The 17,177-nt window shown below is 37.3% G+C and carries 12 protein-coding genes; 4 read left to right on the top strand and 8 right to left on the bottom strand.

Annotation, left to right across the window (positions count from 1 at the left end):
- Positions 1–85 precede the first annotated feature (85 nt).
- Together MWU65_RS01170 and feoB are read left to right on the top strand one after the other, a co-directional pair.
- Positions 86–331: a FeoA family protein gene (locus MWU65_RS01170; RefSeq protein ID WP_247075025.1), complete on the top strand. Its 246-nt coding sequence runs from the start codon at positions 86–88 to the stop codon at positions 329–331.
- The gene (gene feoB, locus MWU65_RS01175; protein ID WP_247075027.1) at positions 328–2,553 is read left to right on the top strand and encodes a ferrous iron transport protein B; all 2,226 of its coding nucleotides are present in this window, start codon (positions 328–330) and stop codon (positions 2,551–2,553) included. Before MWU65_RS01170 ends, feoB begins: the two co-directional genes overlap by 4 nt.
- A gap of 94 nt (positions 2,554–2,647) precedes the next feature.
- Here the strand turns inward: feoB and MWU65_RS01180 are convergent, their stop codons facing one another.
- Both MWU65_RS01180 and MWU65_RS01185 read right to left on the bottom strand, forming a co-directional pair.
- Positions 2,648–3,892 carry a DNA cytosine methyltransferase gene (locus tag MWU65_RS01180; RefSeq protein ID WP_247075030.1) on the bottom strand — a complete coding sequence of 415 codons (1,245 nt, stop codon included), beginning with the start codon at positions 3,890–3,892 and terminating at the stop codon, positions 2,648–2,650.
- A 31-nt stretch (positions 3,893–3,923) separates the two neighbouring features.
- Complete coding sequence (locus MWU65_RS01185; protein ID WP_247075032.1) at positions 3,924–4,823, bottom strand: serine/threonine protein phosphatase; 900 nt, start codon at positions 4,821–4,823, stop codon at positions 3,924–3,926.
- 111 nt (positions 4,824–4,934) lie between these two features.
- On the opposite strand from MWU65_RS01185, the gene MWU65_RS01190 reads away from it, so the two are divergent.
- Positions 4,935–7,310: a GAF domain-containing protein gene (locus MWU65_RS01190; protein ID WP_247075036.1), complete on the top strand. Its 2,376-nt coding sequence runs from the start codon at positions 4,935–4,937 to the stop codon at positions 7,308–7,310.
- A gap of 58 nt (positions 7,311–7,368) precedes the next feature.
- Here MWU65_RS01190 and MWU65_RS01195 read toward each other — a convergent pair whose 3' ends face one another.
- A complete protein-coding gene (locus MWU65_RS01195) occupies positions 7,369–8,577 on the bottom strand; it encodes a Pycsar system effector family protein (protein ID WP_247075042.1) in 1,209 nt (402 codons plus the stop codon).
- A 45-nt stretch (positions 8,578–8,622) separates the two neighbouring features.
- Here MWU65_RS01195 and MWU65_RS01200 point away from each other — a divergent pair, with 45 nt between their 5' ends.
- Positions 8,623–12,345, top strand: coding sequence for a metallophosphoesterase (locus tag MWU65_RS01200; RefSeq protein ID WP_247075045.1), 3,723 nt, complete (start codon positions 8,623–8,625; stop codon positions 12,343–12,345).
- Positions 12,346–12,388: 43 nt separating this feature from the next.
- Here the strand turns inward: MWU65_RS01200 and MWU65_RS01205 are convergent, their stop codons facing one another.
- From MWU65_RS01205 to MWU65_RS01225, 5 genes are all read right to left on the bottom strand, one after another.
- Positions 12,389–13,381: a M28 family peptidase gene (locus MWU65_RS01205; protein ID WP_247075047.1), complete on the bottom strand. Its 993-nt coding sequence runs from the start codon at positions 13,379–13,381 to the stop codon at positions 12,389–12,391.
- 116 nt (positions 13,382–13,497) lie between these two features.
- On the bottom strand, positions 13,498–13,779 hold the full coding sequence (locus MWU65_RS01210) for a DUF1272 domain-containing protein (RefSeq protein ID WP_247075049.1): 282 nt from the start codon (positions 13,777–13,779) through the stop codon (positions 13,498–13,500).
- 58 nt (positions 13,780–13,837) lie between these two features.
- Positions 13,838–14,563: an NAD(P)-binding oxidoreductase gene (locus MWU65_RS01215; RefSeq protein ID WP_247075050.1), complete on the bottom strand. Its 726-nt coding sequence runs from the start codon at positions 14,561–14,563 to the stop codon at positions 13,838–13,840.
- 147 nt (positions 14,564–14,710) lie between these two features.
- On the bottom strand, positions 14,711–15,961 hold the full coding sequence (locus tag MWU65_RS01220) for a DUF418 domain-containing protein (protein WP_247075053.1): 1,251 nt from the start codon (positions 15,959–15,961) through the stop codon (positions 14,711–14,713).
- 85 nt (positions 15,962–16,046) lie between these two features.
- Positions 16,047–17,162 (bottom strand): serine hydrolase domain-containing protein, encoded by a 1,116-nt coding sequence (locus tag MWU65_RS01225; RefSeq protein WP_247075055.1) that lies wholly within the window; start codon positions 17,160–17,162, stop codon positions 16,047–16,049.
- Between the last annotated feature and the right edge of the window lie 15 nt (positions 17,163–17,177).

Below are 17,177 nucleotides of genomic sequence, written 5' to 3' on the forward strand. Positions count from 1 at the left end.
TAAAAAAATAATTATGATTTTTTGGTTTCCTAGTTTCCTTTTTTCTATTACTTTTGCTCTTACTTAAAATCAATCTAAATAAAAATTGAGTATTACGGTCGCACAGCTAAAACAAGGTCAAAGGGGAATCATACGGGATTTCACTGAAGATATTTTGCCCATAAAATTATTAGAAATGGGTTGCTTGCCTGGTAATGTGATCGAATTAATACAAATTGCCCCACTTAAAGATCCTATTTACATTAACGTAAATGGTTCCCATATCGCCATAAGAAGGTCTACCGCAAAACTTATTGAGCTAGATTTAATTGATGAATCCAATTCGCTATGAGCAAGAATATTAATGTAGCTTTAATTGGCAACCCAAATACCGGTAAAACATCTGTTTTTAATCAGTTAACAGGTTTAAAACAAAAAGTGGGAAACTACCCGGGTATTACCGTTGAAAAAAAAGAAGGAATTTGTAAACTTCCTCGGGGTGTAAAAGCTCATATTTTAGACTTGCCAGGAACGTATAGCCTTAATACCACCTCCTTAGATGAGAGTGTTGTGGTAGAATTACTTTTAAATAAGAACGACAAAGATTTCCCAGATGTAGCGGTAGTAGTAAGTGATGTAGAAAACTTAAAACGAAATTTACTCCTATTTACACAAATAAAAGACCTTAAAATACCTGCTATTTTAGTTATAAATATGGCAGACCGTATGATTAGAAAAGGTATATCGTTAGACATCCCTTTACTAGAAGCAAGGCTAAACACTAAAATAGCATTAGTAAGTACCCGTAAGAATGAGGGCATAACCAATTTAAAAGAGCTAATTGCCGATTATAAAAACTTATCGGTAGTACCTAATATTGATACCACAACCATAGCTCCAGACTATTTTAACAAACTAAAAATAGCCTTCCCTAAAGAAGAAATATACAAGCTTTGGTTGGTGATTACTCAGGATGTAAACTTTATGCCCATAGAGAAGAATAGGATTAAAGATGTCACCTCCTTTTCTACGAAATCAAATTCAGAATTAAAAAAATTACAGCATAGGGAGACGGTTTTAAGGTATCAATTTATAAACAACATCCTTAAGGAAACCTACAAGGTAGATTTAAATGTAGCCAAAGGTTTCAGAGCCACATTAGACAAGGTGTTAACACATAAAGTATTTGGATACCTTATTTTCTTCTTTATTTTACTCACCATTTTTCAAGCGATATACGAATGGAGTAGTTATCCAATGGACTTTATTGATGAGACCTTTGCACAAGCAAGTGAATGGACCAAAAACACTTTACCCCCAGGAGTATTTACGGATCTAATCGCCGAAGGAATAATTGCGGGTATTGGTGGCGTTGTGATTTTTATACCACAAATTGCTTTTTTATTCCTGTTTATATCCTTACTTGAAGAAAGTGGCTATATGAGTAGGGTTGTTTTTTTGATGGATAAATTAATGCGCCCATTTGGACTGAGTGGAAAAAGTGTAGTTCCCTTAATTTCAGGTACTGCCTGTGCAATACCGGCCATAATGGCTACCAGAACCATTGAAAACTGGAAAGAACGCCTTATCACTATCCTAGTTACGCCTTTTACCACCTGCTCTGCACGCTTACCCGTTTATTTAATTATTATCGCCTTAGTCATTCCTGATGGCACTTTTTTAGGGTTAAGCTACCAAGCGTTAACTTTAATGCTTCTGTATCTAATGGGCTTTGGAATGGCAATTTTCTCGGCAATGATCTTGCACAAAATAATGAAAATTAAAGGTAGGACGTTCTTTGTCATGGAAATGCCAAGCTATAAATTACCGCTTCTTAAAAATGTAGGTTATACGGTATGGGAAAAAACAAAGAGCTTTGTATACGGCGCAGGTAAAATAATTTTAGCAATTTCCATTATTTTATGGGTATTGGGAACCTATGGTATTTCTGACAATTTTATTAACGCAGAAGAAATTGTTAAAAAAAGAATTGAAACTGAAGGTTTTTCTACTTTCAACCAAGAAGAAATTACAGAACATATTGCAGTTTACACAGGAGAACTTAGAACAAATAATCCTACCCTTTCAACTGCCCATATTAAAGATTCTATTGCCGCACATGCTTTAACACTACAACATAGAGCAGAGAGCCAGGAAATTGCCAGTTATAAATTGGAACATTCTTTTATTGGTTATGCAGGTAAAGCCATTGAACCTATTGTAAAACCATTGGGATACGATTGGAAAATTGGGATAGCGGTGATTACTTCTTTTGCTGCCCGTGAAGTTTTTGTAGGTACCCTAGCCACCATTTACAGTGTGGGTAATGATGAAGAGGAAACCATTAAAAACAGGATGGCGGCGGAGGTAAACCCATGGAACCAAAAACCGCTATTTAATTTAGCTTCTGGAGTATCGCTATTGCTTTTTTATGCCTTTGCCATGCAGTGTATGAGTACTCTTGCCATTGTAAAACGAGAAACGAATAGTTGGAAATGGCCAGCAGCTCAATTGGTATTTATGAGTGCTTTTGCCTATGTGGTGGCCCTTATTGCATATCAGGTTTTAAATTAGGGAATCATTTAAACTACCGTCTTTATTTTTTGTGCCATACCGTAAACTGTTCTGATAATAAATAGACCTTATTATTCTGCTTCCTAACGAACAACTACTTACTTATGGATTCCCGTAAGGCTAACCCAATAGCTTTGGCTAGCAATGGCGGTACGGCATTGCCAATTTGCATCATTTGTTTGCCCTTGGCTCCTTTAAAAATAAAATCATCTGGAAAAGATTGCAATCGCGCCATTTCCCGAACCGTAATTACCCTTGGTTCAATAGGATGAATATTAACACCACCATGATTTTCTTTTATGGTACAACTCGCCTCATTCCAAACGCATTTTTTCCAAGAGTCAGAATAATTATCATACAAACTTTTGCCTTCTGGCACTTTGGCCAAACGTTTTTTCATATCCTCCCTATGCTTGGTTCTAACGTGATTAAAGGCAGCATTATCTTTCAGCTGTACCAAATCGTGTATCGCCTCTTTGGTGGTGATATAATGCTCTGGAGACAATAATGGTTTGGGGTGCTTGTTCTTTTTTCCGATTCTATTGGCAACAAAAATGATACGTTCTCTTTTTTGGGGTACATAATAGTCTGCTGCATTTAAAACCGTCACATTAACCACATACCCAAGTTTTGCGATGTCCTCTTTAATTTTATCCTCAACCTTACCTTGCAGCATGGAACGCAAACCTTTTACATTTTCGGCAACAATAAATTCGGGTTGTAACTCTTCAATAATTTGAAGCATATCCTTGTATAGAGAATTGCGCTCGTCCTCTACCATTCTACTTCCAGACATGCTAAAACCCTGACAAGGAAAGCCTCCAGACAAAACTGTTAATGGCTTGCCATTGAGTCCGCTTTTAACTGCAGAAATAAAGGCATCTTTTACGTCTCTTTGGGTAATATCGCCTTCTATATGGGGATGGTTAAAATTTTCTCGGTAGGTCAGCCCGGCTTCTTTAAACCAATCCAGCCCTCCAACTTGCTGAAATCCAGCCATCTCAAAACCCTTAGCCATTCCTCCTGCTCCGCAAAACAAATCGGCTGCAGTAAGTGCTGTTTTTGATGGATTATCCCAATTTTTAGAAATATCTGCCCAGTTAATGACATCGGTCTTGGTGGATTTTGTTGGGATTTGCTGTTTGTAATTTTCGGCTTTTTGTTCAAAAATATGGGAATCTAAAAACTTTGCTAACACCTCTGGCTGAATAAAATGCACGCCCCCAGTTTTATGAGATTCCAATACCCCAGCATGAATAGCCCTACGAACAGACTTCTGTGAGACATTATGTTGTTTCGCAACATCTTCAATTCGCAATAACGCTTCTTTTCTTTTCATCCTTTCCTTACGCTCCAAATTCTAGTCTTTATTATTTTGATTGCTGGTAATCTGCCAACTTTTGTGGACCTTCTAACAAAACACGAACTACCCTTAAGGTACCGTCTTCTGTAGTTGCAATTTGCCATTTTATCAATGAAATAGATCCATTTTCAATTTCTATCCCCGTTATACTTCTAGGGTGCACACAACTGCCATCATTAAAAAAGGGAATAGCTCCTGGCTCTGGAAAACGAGGTCTATGTGTATGCCCAGCAATCGTAATTTTTTGATCGTTTTGCAGTATCCATTTTTTTATCCGTTTTTCTACTTTTATCAGTTCCTTATGATTTTTAGCGGGACTCGTAGGATCTGCAATGCCCCATACTTGAAGTGGTTTCCAGAGTATGCGCACTAGAAATCTACCCAAACGCCAAAACGTATAGTTCCACCAATCTGCCTGATGACCATGCGTTAAAAACAATTCTTGCTGCGTTTCTCTATGCTGTAATACAATTCCCTCTTGATAGGTAATACCCACCAATAACTCTTTATCCTCACCATCTATAGGCTCAAAATAGCTCGATAAATTTTTCTGTACATACACTGGGTCTTTGTAGACCATATCATGATTGCCCCAAATCATGTGCAATCTATTTTGCAAATGAAATTGACGCAGAAGTCCATACACATTTTTATGAGCAGTAAAAATAGGTTCAAATGAAGTGTTTTCCCATAGCTCATCCCCATCCCCTAATTCAAAATAACTAAACCCTTCGTTGTAATAATGCTTTAGCGCATGGAAATAGATGTTTCTGTTATTGGCAAAATCATCTGCAAAACTATTATCCCCCCGATGACAATCACTAAACAGGATAAACTTTGAGGTATCATCAAAAGGCACAACTTTGGCATTTTTATAAGCTCTGGCTAACCTTGAAAAAGATGACATAAATTTAATTTTGCATAAATATCTAAAAAAGCTAGCAATAGTCACAAGGCTCACCCTAAAATATCTTTTTCTTTTTGTAATTTTACCACACTTAGCTAGACTAATGAATATATGGACTTAGAAAATGAAATAGAGCTGCCCTTAAAGAGTCTTATTAGTTTTGACAAATTGTTAAAACAATATGATAAAATGGCTGTTGGTGATGATGAATTCTTGGCTCAAAAAGCTCAATTTATTTTAAATTATCAAAAACCATTTCCCGAATTACGTGATGGTTTTACAGACCTTACGCTACTAAATACTCATAAAAAAGCCATTACAATAATATTACAAGATGTATTCGCTGAAGTCTTAACAAAAAACGAGATTAAAACAGCTTCATTACCTTATACCAATGTATTTTTTAATACATCTAGCAGGCTTCAACAAATTATTAAAGATGCGGGGAATAACTTTGATCTAAAAATCAAAAATATTGAAGACAAGTTAAATTATATTACGGCTTGTACAGTAATTTTAAACGTTCATTACGGTTTTAATCTTGATTTTTCACGGCCTTTATTTTATGAAATTCCTGATTTAAATGGAGTACTTAGGCATTATAGAATTTTATATAATGCCGATTTTATTGATATCTTACCCAATGAAAATGCTAAAAATCTCACTCAGGAAGATGTAGATGAGCTCCTAAATAATATTAATAATTTAGAATTGTGGAAAGAAAAAATTCCACCCAACAGTTTTACCTGCAAAGGGTTTGTGGTCTCCAATATGTTTGATGTTACCGCAGAACATTCCATTTCTGAAATAAAATCGAACCTTATTTCCAACGATAAAAAAGACAATACTTTTTTTAAAGAAGATTTTCAAAACACCTTTAAGTCGCTCTTTGGTTTGCCCAACTTAAAAGTAGGCTTCTCTGCGCACAACAGTAAGGATAATACTTTTGAAAGAGTACATGGCGTAGGTATTGAAAGTTTCATCTTAAACCAAAGCGAGAAAGTAGATTGTAAAACTGCCCTTTGTCAACATTCCTATCTAACCATATTACAGGATCATTCTTATTATGTGATTTCTGATATCGATAAATATTTTAAACAGGCACCAGACAATGCCTTGTACAAAACACTGAGTGATCAGGGTATAAAAAGTGCAATTATAGCGCCTTTATCTAACGGTGACGAATTGCTTGGGGTTTTAGAATTAGCTTCTACAAAGAAAGGCAATTTAAATAACGTAAATGCCCAAAAACTAGAAGACGTGATGCCGTTTATAGTAACGGCCGTATTGCGCTCCAAAACAGAAGAAGAAAACTTAATTGAAGCTGTGATACAACAAGAGTGCACCTCTGTGCACCCTTCCGTACGCTGGGCCTTTGAAAAAGAAGCCATCCGTTTTATCGGGGAAAAAAATCTAGGCTTAGACCCCAACTTTAAGGAAATTGTTTTTAACAATGTACATCCACTATATGGTCAAATAGATATTAAAGACTCTTCTACCTTTAGAAACGAATCGATTCAGAAAGATTTATTAATTCAATTATCTGAAATTAACACCATTCTAACCAAGGCTTGGGAAAACGTTAAATTACCTGTATTTGAGGAATTGATGTACAGCGTACATAGCTATATCAAGGAAGTTAAAGATATTTTAAACACCAATACAGAGCAAATCATATTTAATTTTGTTAAGAAAGATATTGCTCCCATTTTTGAGCATTTAAAAAATACAGAAGAAGGGGAATTTATTGATTTAATTGCCAAGTACGAAGCATCTATTGATCCTAAAACGGGTTCTTATTACGATCACAGAAAAAACTATGACGAAAGTGTCATGAAAATCAATGAAAAATTGGCATCTGTACTCGATAAAAAACAAGCGGAAGCCCAAGAAATGTTTCCTCATTATTTTGAGCGTTACAAGACCGATGGTATTGAGCACAACATGTATATTGGCGCACCTATTTCACACAACAAACCATACAACTCTTTATACTTAAAAAACCTAAGATTGTGGCAATTGCAAGCCATGTATGACATGGAGAATGAGTATTACAATCTTAAACCTAAATTACCAATTAAATTAGATGTAGCTTCGTTACTATTGGTATACAACACCTCACTTTCTATTCGCTTTCGATTGGATGAAAAACGTTTTGATGTTGATGGCACCTACAATGCCAGGTATGAGGTTATCAAAAAAAGAATAGATAAATCCTTTATTAAGGGAACCAATGAAAGACTAACACAAAAAGGAAAATTAGCTATTGTATATTCACAAAAAAAGGATGAATTAGAGTATTTGCGTTATATAAAGTTCTTGCGATCCAAAGGTTATTTTACCAAGAATATTGAAGTATTAGAACTAGAAGGCTTACAAGGTGTGGCGGGCTTAAAAGCGATCCGTGTAGAGATTTTATACAAAAAGGACAAGACGTCTGGAAAAACGTATACCTATGACGATCTTATGCAAGAGTTAAAACAATAAGTAAAAAACTGATGAATGCCGAACTATATAATTCGGCATTCATCCACTACTATCTGGTTTATAAAATCACAGCTGCTCTAGGACCATAAAAGTGTAACGATAAGAAAAAGGCAAGTACAGAAATTATCATCCCTACCATAAAAACAGCATAAGTCCAACGTAACAATTTATATTTTCGATCTAACACAAGGCCTAAAAAGTATAGATCTTTTGTGAGAGATGAATATACATAAGCCTGATCTTTAATAAGTTCCTTCATGGCCCATTCATAATCTTCTAACTTCATTTTATGAAAGTTTCCAAAGAACAAAAGGTTTACTTTTTTCTTTTTTACATCTTCTTTTGTAAATTCTCCACTTGTAATATTGGGCCTTGTAGCAATAATGGACAACACCATTGATATTACACTAAAAAACATAAATAGTGCAGTGGGTAAAATTAAATATTTATTGGAAGGGTTATCCAACTTAGGCATTAAGTCGGCTAGCACTAAAGAGATTATAATAGCATTTACTGACAATAAAATATTGGCCTTAGTATCCGCTATATCACTCAGCTTTAAATGATTTCGCATAGTAACCCTATACATGGTCTGCACACCTCTTTCTGGGCTTTTGTCTTTAAATTCTGTTTTGTATTGCGCTTTCACCTTCTCTTTCTTGGCTACCTTCTTCATTTTCTTTCTGGCCTTGATTAGCCTCCCTAGGTTATCATCTTTCGTTTCTTGCCAGTTTTCTATAGCGTAATCTGTATAAAACCGGTGTTCTGTTTGAAACATTTTAATATTGGCATCCCTCCACTCTGCCGCCGAGTAATTTGCGACACCCAACAATGACAATTCTTCACGAAGCATCTCTGCTGTTTCTAAATAGCTATCTTTTCCCAAATGCGAAGCATCCGCATCTCTCAAAATCTCTTCAGAACGGTTGGTTGGTTCATGCTCCCTTTTTGTTGCCATAATTAAGGAACGAATAGCAGCTATGCGTTCTTCGTCAATGGATTTACTTCTTAAAAACGCTTCCGCTAGCTTACAACTCTCTTCCTCATGGTTGGTAGCACTAACCGTATAACCAATATCATGCAACCATGCAGTTAACAGTAAGTCTTCTGCTGCTTTTGCGTCTAACCCATAAAAATCTAATAATTCTTGTGTACTTTTGACAACGCGTTGGGTGTGCCTAATATTATGGTATAGAAAATTTGAATCTAACTCGTTGGTTAGCAGACTAATTACATAATTCTCGGTTTCTATTATAATATCTGCCATAGTTTTATTGCTAAAATGCATTACAAATTACAAATTTTAATCTTTATGAATACTTCTGTTAGAAAATATTGTTTGTCGCTAAGTATTTTAATCCTTACGAATTGCGCTACTCAAAAAGCAAAATACGCTCCAGGAACTCAAAGAATAGATGTATCGGAATCCAAAGAAATAGCGCATACCTTTTACCTTATTGGCGATGCTGGCTTATCTCCCATAGGAGACTTAAACCCGGTCTTAAAATCGTTTAAAAAAAGAATTGCTAAAGCGGATAAAAACAGCACAGTTCTATTTTTAGGAGATAATATCTATCCTGCCGGTTTGCCAGACCCTAAAGATTCTACTGCGGCCTATTTAAAAGCAAAAAGTCATTTAGATGCCCAATTAAACACTTTGAAAAACTACAAAGGTAAACCACTCTTTATTCCGGGAAATCACGACTGGTATACCGAAGGTTTGGTGGGACTAGAAAGAGAACAAACCTATATTCAGGAACAATTAAACAGTAAAGAAGTCTTTTTCCCTGAAGATGGTTGCCCGCTAGAAACTATTGAGGTTAATGAAAATCTTATCGTGATAGCTATTGACACTGAATGGTATCTTACCAATTGGAATAAACGCCCCGATATCAATGACAAGTGCGACATAAAAAGCAGAGAGAAATTTTTGTTAGAATTGGAAAGTATAATTTCTAAAAACCGACAAAAAACAACTGTGATTGCATTGCATCACCCCATGTTTACGTATGGGCAACACGGCGGACAGTTTTCTTTTAGAAAACATTTTTACCCACAAGGAAATGTAGGCCCCTTACCCATTTTAGGAACGCTTATAAATACCTTGAGAAAAACAGCCGGACCATCTAATGCCGATCTAGACAACAAAAGATATCGCCAATTAAAAAACCGTATTGTTACCCTAGCTCAATATTCTAACAAGGTTGTTTTTGTATCCGGACACGAGCATTCATTGCAATACATCGTTGAAGAAAACACCCCACAAATAGTAAGTGGTGCCGGAGCAAAAGCCGGAGAAACAAGACTCTTAAATGGCAGTATGTTTTCTACCGGAGAAAAAGGTTATGCTACCCTTGAAGTGTACACCGATGGCTCTTCTAGAGTACGTTTTTATGGTTTAGACAATAATAAAGATGAAAAATTCTTATTCACATCAGAAGTATTACCCGCAGACAAAAAACTTTTCAATAAAAAACTACCCGACACTTTCCCTGCCACCACAACAGCCTCTATTTATACAGCTATGGAAACAGATAAAAGTGGCTTTCATAAATTTATTTGGGGAGAACGTTACCGCAAGTATTACAGCACGGCGGTTACCGTTCCCACCCTTGATTTAGACACTATTTATGGCGGCCTAACCCCTGTGAGAATGGGTGGCGGACACCAATCAAAATCATTGCGCCTTGCCGATAAAAATGGCAAAGAATACGTGATGCGATCTATGCGCAAAAGCGCAGAGTTATACCTGCAATCCATGGCATTTAAGGACCAATATATTGTAGGTGATTTTAAAAATACGGCTACAGAAAACATTTTATTGGATTTCTATACTGGCTCACATCCTTATGGTCCATTTGCCATTGGCACTTTGTCTGATGCCGTTGAAATTTACCACACCAACCCTGAGCTATACTATATTCCCAAGCAAAAAGCATTGGAAGATTTTAATTTGAATTTTGGCGATGAACTCTACATGCTCGAAGAACATGCGGGAGACAACCACGGAAACCTTAAAAGTTTTGGTTATGCCAATGAACTTAAAAGCACAGACAGCATGCTTGAAGACTTACGTGATGACGAAAAGTATGCTGTAGATGATACCATGTATTTAAGAGCGCGCCTTTTTGATATGGTATTGGGCGATTGGGATCGGCATACAGACCAATGGCGTTGGGCAGAAACCAAAGACAAGAACGGCAAAAAAATTATTTACAAACCTGTCCCTAGAGATCGAGACCAAGTATTTTCTATCATGAATGATGGTTTATTGATGGGCTTAGCCACCAGAATTGTACCGTCACTGCGACTAATGGAAGGATTTAACAAAGAGATTAGAAGCGTTCGCGGATTTAACTCATCCCCAAAAACCTACGCCCTTGATATGGCTCTACTCACCGAAACTACAGAAGACCAATGGGTAAAGCAAGCCGAATTTATAAAAGCCAAGCTAACGGAATCTGTGATAGACGAGGCTTTTAAAGCTTTCCCTCAAGAAATTCAAGACGAAACCCTAGGTACCCTAAAGAATGTTTTGTTAGCACGCACAGCTGCCATTACAGAAACCGCACTTGAATATTATAGAGTGTTAAACAAATTTGCAGTAGTTACAGGAACAGATAAAGACGATTGGTTTGAAATTAATTATCTGAATCCGAGTGAAACAGAGCTAAAAGTATTTAGAAACATAAAAGGCAAAAAAGAAAAGCTGTTTTTTAGTAAAGTATTTAACCGCAATACCACCAAAGAAATATGGATTTACGGATTAGATGATGATGATTATTTTGAAGATTTTGGTACAGCCAACAGTGGTATAAAGATTCGACTTATTGGCGGACAGAACAATGATATTTACAATATAACGAACGGTAAAAAAATAACTATTTACGATTATAAATCAAAAAAGAACACATTTAAAGCAACCAATAAAGCGAGAATAAAGCGTACAAATGATTACAGCACCAACATATACAATCCATTAAATGTACGTAACAGCGTAAATCAAGTTATACCAACCATAGGTTTTAACCCTGATGATGGTATAAAAATTGGTTTTACCAATACCTATACCTTTAATGGATTTAGACAAAATCCGTTTACAGAAAAACACAGCTTAAAGGCTTCGTATTATTTTGCAACAAGTGGATTTGACCTTCAGTATACTGGAGAATTCGCAGCCATTTTTGGGCAATGGAATTTTGAGCTGGATGGCAGATTTACCAGTCCCAATTTCAGTATAAATTCTTTTGGTTTGGGCAATGAGACCATCAACCAAGATGATGATTTAGGAATGGACTACAATAGGGTTAAACTTGAGCAACTAAAAATTGCACCTTCTCTTGTTTGGCGCGGACAATTGGGTGCTGTATTTAAAACAGGGCTTGCGCTAGAAACTATTGAAGTTGAAGAAACTGAAAACCGTTTTATCAATACATTTTATGTCGCCAATAATGAGGATGTACGTAAAACCTTTTTAGGTATTACTGCCAACTACACCTATGAAAACAAAGACAATGCTGCTTTTCCTACTATGGGGATGGCCACTAGCTTAGAAACCGGCTATAAAGCTACGGTAGATGGCAGCAACCAAAATTTTGGATATATTATTCCAAGCATTTCGTTCGATTATAAATTAATCCCCAACGGCCAATTGGTATTGGCCAGTAAATGGAAAGCACATTTTAATATTGGTGAAGGCTATGAGTTTTATCAAGGGGCAAGTATTGGCGGCATAGATGGCTTACGAGGCTACCGAAACCAACGGTTTACAGGGAAAACATCATATTACCAAAATACGGATTTACGCTACAGTCTTTCTAAAATAAAAACAAGACTATTGCCCATCTCTTTAGGGTTTTATTCTGGCTTTGACTACGGTCGGGTTTGGTTACCAACCGAAGATTCTAACCACTGGAAAACCTCTTACGGCGGTGGATTCTTTCTAAACGGCGCAGACTTAATCTCTGCGACCCTGGCTGTATTTCACGCCGATGAAGGCCCACGAGTAACATTTGGACTGGGCTTTGGGTTTTAAATTTAGTGTCCTAAATGACTTTGGCTTAGCAAGATAAGACCAATTATAGGACATCCTTGGATGTCGAAACTAAAAAGGAATCATAAGCTTCAATGGCCTCAATAATTAAACGTACCGCCTCTATATAAAACGCCTGATTGATATTCTCAAAAGTATCTGTGGCCTTATGGTAATCCTTATGATCTTCAACCCCAAAATAAATAAAGGGAATGCCTTGTTTATGAAACACTCTGTGGTCTGAAGAAAAAGTCCAATCGTCTAACTTAGAATCGTTTGGATCATCATGCCCGTATACTAATTTTATTTTAGATCCCTTTAACGCATCTAAGGGTTGTTGTAGTTGTGGGTAATGGTATAATCCGGACGCATACAATTCTGAAGCATCATTATGGGCTATCATGTCCATATTTACATTCAAAACAATGTTCTCTATAGGAATAGGGAAATTTTCAAGCAAATAAGTACAGCCAAAGGATCCTATTTCTTCTGCATCTACCGCAGCAAAAATTAGGTTGTGCTGTGGTGCCTTATCCTTAAAATAATTGGCTATGGCCAGCAAGGCTGCTGCGCCAGAAGCATCGTCATCTGCCCCGTTAAAAATCTCACCTTCTTTAACACCCAAATGGTCTAAATGAGCAGTTATTACAATCGTCTTTTCTAGTTTCCCCTTTATCATTGTTACTACATTACCACCAATAATGGTAGTATCTGGCACATTGCTAAAGTCTTCTGCCGGATTTATAATTGGGTATCTTCGTTGTCTGGATTTTCCAGAAAATGTATGTGGAAACTTCTGAATGCTCCCCGCAGTCAAGGCGGGTTCTATACCTAACGAATCGAATTGTTGGGCAAGGTATGCTTGGGTTTTGTAATTGCCTTCAGTACCAAAAAAACGCCCTTCCATATCATCCGAGGAAATTATTTTTATGGCATTTAACAGCAGTTTTTCATCTACTGCTATTTCTAAACTGCTAGTATTTTCTTTGCAAGCTGTTACGAGTAGCAAACAGACCATTGCGAACATATAGTGTTTCATCCCTTCTATTAATTTTATTTTGTAATAGACCGAATTTAGTGAAAAAAAAGCAGCTACAGCCGCTTAGGCAGCCTAAGTTGCAGTGTACAAAATGGTTAGTGGTTGTGGAGTGTATTCTATCTTTCTCTAGGATTAATGCTACAATTTTTTTTGAGGTAGCTATTTTCAATAATTGGTTTTAATACCTTGTCTTTCCTTGGGGGATGTTTTTCTAATGCCGCTTTGGGTCGTGTAGGTCTTTTTTCAAAACCACCTCCGCAATTGGGGCAAACGTTCTCTAAGACCGAAGCCACACAATCTGTACAAAAGGTACATTCGTAGCTACAGATCATGGCCGCATCACATTCATTGGGCAATGACTTGTCACAATTTTCGCAATTCAGCCTAATTTCTAACATTCTTTTCTATTTTAAACAGTGGTTTTATATTCTTCTAAACCCAATCACTAGCGTGGTTTCAGGATTTTCTATTATAGATCACAGGCATTTTTCCCTTCCATTTTAGCCATAGGTCTTCGTCCTTAATGAGCTGCGCCATAAAATGGGCTACATTGATCCGACTCGTTTTTCCGTTGCCAAAAATTGCACTTGTTATGGGAGAAGGGTGTAGTTCGTATTCCGTTACCTCATCGGTATTTAGCAAACTGTCTGGGCGTACGGCTGCCCATTCTACAAACGGATTGTGCTGCCCTATTTGGGTCCGCAAATAATCTGCGGCCTTTTCATTATCTACATGGGGCGGTAAAAGCAATCGAAGCAAACCAATAACACATTTTTGAGCCAACGAAATAGCTTCGTTTGTATCCCGATTGCGATTTCCTATGGTATTCATTAAGACAAACTTCACAGGACTTTCGGGTTTATGTGTATCTACAGCCGTACATAATCTTTGTACCGCAGTTGTAACCAACATTCTTGGCTGTCCATAGATTCCCTTCCAACTCATAGTATGCCCCAGACAGGAGGCAATGGCATTACAATCTAGTGTTAATTCCCTCAGTTGAGCATCACTCAGCTCTAAAAGGCTGGCCGTAACAATTTGAATATGTTTCGTGTTATGCCAAGCGTTGGGTAGTTTATTAGGAGAACGCACCACAACCTTAACGCTATGCCCCTGCATTACAAGTTGGCCTACCAATTGTCTCCCTGTTGCCCCACTTGCCCCTACTACCAAAACCGTCATCTACTACTTTTTACACTATTCGTATACTTACAAGACGACCATTACCATAGAATGTTACACTAATTTCCCAAACTACAACTGCTAGACACTATTAAGTGGAAGTAAGGCAGCAGCTGCAACCTCAGCGAAAATGGAATCGTTTTTCCTTTACCTTTTGTTGGTTATTCTTTTGCCGTAGGTGAGTTGTCTCCAGAGCCATTCCATAGGTCCAAATGTAAACCGCTTTAACCACCACCGACTAAAAATTACTTGTGCACTAAAAATGAGCAATCCACTACCAATTACTAGGGTATATCCAAGGCTTCCTGCCAATTTAAAGCCAATCCCATAAAATACAATTGTGGCAACAATGGTTTGCATTAGGTAATTAGACAATGCCATTTTACCAACGGGGGCAAACCAATGTAAAAAACGTCCTTCTTTTTTAAATACTAGTGCAAGTATAGCTGTATAGGCAATCGCTAAGGGAACAGTACCAAAGGCATAACTTAGAGTACTCATAAAACTCCAAAAATCGCTGGAATCTAAAAAGAATACTATAAAGCTTCTACTACAACTAATTGGCAATCCAATACACAGGCCCCAGATGGCTATCTTTTTCAAAAATGCCCTGTTCTCCAGTAAATTCTCGTTTAAAATTTTTCTTCCTGCCCAGAGTCCCAATAAGAATATTCCAAGTACTTTAAAGGCTCTACCTTCGTTGAGGATATCGCCTATTCGGATAAAGGTGGCTCCCATATTAGCTTTAAAAAAATCCAATAGGTTTTCGTTTCTCAGGTAAGCGTTAAAGTCTGTCAATAATATGCCGTAATCAGTAGAATTTGGAACTCCCACATACGCATTAAACTGTGGATTTAAATTGTAGAAAAAACTGGGATAATTAAAGCCTAGCAGATGTATGACACCCCAATTAAGTAGGGGTAATAGAATTAAAATTACCGCCCATTGCAAGAGCTGTTTGTCGGTACATTGTACAAACAAAATAAGCACTAATCCTAATAGGGCATAGAGTGTTAAAATATCACCCATCCAGAGGAAGACTAAATGCAGTAGCCCAAATCCTAAAAGCCAAAGCATTCTACGCCTAAAAAACGAAGTAAAATGCTTGTTTTGTGATGTGATATTTTGAAGCTGAATAGCACAACCAATTCCAAACAACAAGGAAAAAATAGAATAGAATTTACCATCTACAAGCATGTGCATTACAAATTCAAAATAATCGTCAATCTTAAAGAAGGTAGGGCCAGTACGCAGCTCCACCGGAAAATCGAAATATCCAGAAAAATACACAATATTGGCACAAAAAATAAAGAAGATGGCAATACCTCGTAAAACATCGAGGTATTCAATACGTTGGTTTGGAGCTACAGGTTTTGTTTGGTTGGTTGTACTCTGCATGGTTTATTTTTATTAATATAATAGCGCAGTCCAAGCAATCTTAAAAATAAAATTGCCGTTGCTACAATTCTAATATGGGTAGCATCTATTCTCCTTCCCCTATCGTTTTCATAAGCTCCGGGCACAGGCTAGTAACAGCATTTGTCATAGTACCTAGGGCTGTTATATTTGACAGTAATACAACTCCATTTTTAGCGGCTGTATCTAGGATTATAGAGCTGGTATACCCTCCTGTCCCGCCATTGTGCCAATACCATTCAGCTTTGGAATCTGTGGTAACAATTCCCCAGGCCAAGCCAGTAGCAAAAGTTTCTGTTGCCTTATAAAAAGGAGTTCGTGTCATTTTTAATGCGGCATTACTATCGTCAAAATTGGCAATGGCAAACTTGCTTAAATCGGTTACTGAGGCTAAAGCTCCCCCTGCTCCAACCAATACTTCCATATCCCAATTGGGGACTACTGTCCCACTATCGTTTACCCCAAGCACCAATTTATTAGCCACCTTGGGGCGTATTGTTGTAGCGGTAGTCATGTTGTATTTGGTAAAAATTTTGGTCTGTAAGAGGTCTTCATAACTGGTGTTCTCTAGGGTACTCAGTAGATAGCCCAACAAGCCAACGCCCAAGTTAGAATACTCCGATTTTTCCCCAGGGATGTATGCCATCTTTAAATCTTGAGCTAGGTATTCTTTTAATTCTGCTTCCTGAAATTCTTTGTAAGGATTTAGAGAAGCCAAAGACGCTGGCGTTAGCAAACTTGCAGGCACTCTGGGAAGTCCAGAGGTATGGGTCGCTAGTTGTTTAAAGGTAATGGCAACATTGTCTTTTAAGGGAAACCCTAGAAAGTTGTTGATGGTATCGGTCAGGGCTATCCGCTTTTGCAGCACAACATCTGCCAAGAGGGCTGCTGTAAATACTTTGGTTAAGGACCCAATTTCAAATACTTTACTGCGGTTGTCTACTCTAAAAATAGTATCGTTTTGCCGTTGTACTCCTATGTATTGTGGCGTGCCATTGCGCAGTAGGGCCATTGAAATTTGAACTCCATTGGGCAAGGTTTTTAGGGTGCTAAAAATAAGTGCTGATTGTTCTTTTGTGATGCCTTCCCCCAAGGTATTTTGGGAAATTACCGCATCTATTACTTGCCCTTGCCCAAGGGAAAATACCTGAAGTGTGACTAGGAGTAAAAAATATTTTTTCATAAGGTACACTTTATT

Source organism: Cellulophaga sp. F20128, from assembly GCF_023015805.1.
Taxonomy (GTDB): Bacteria; Bacteroidota; Bacteroidia; order Flavobacteriales; family Flavobacteriaceae; genus Cellulophaga.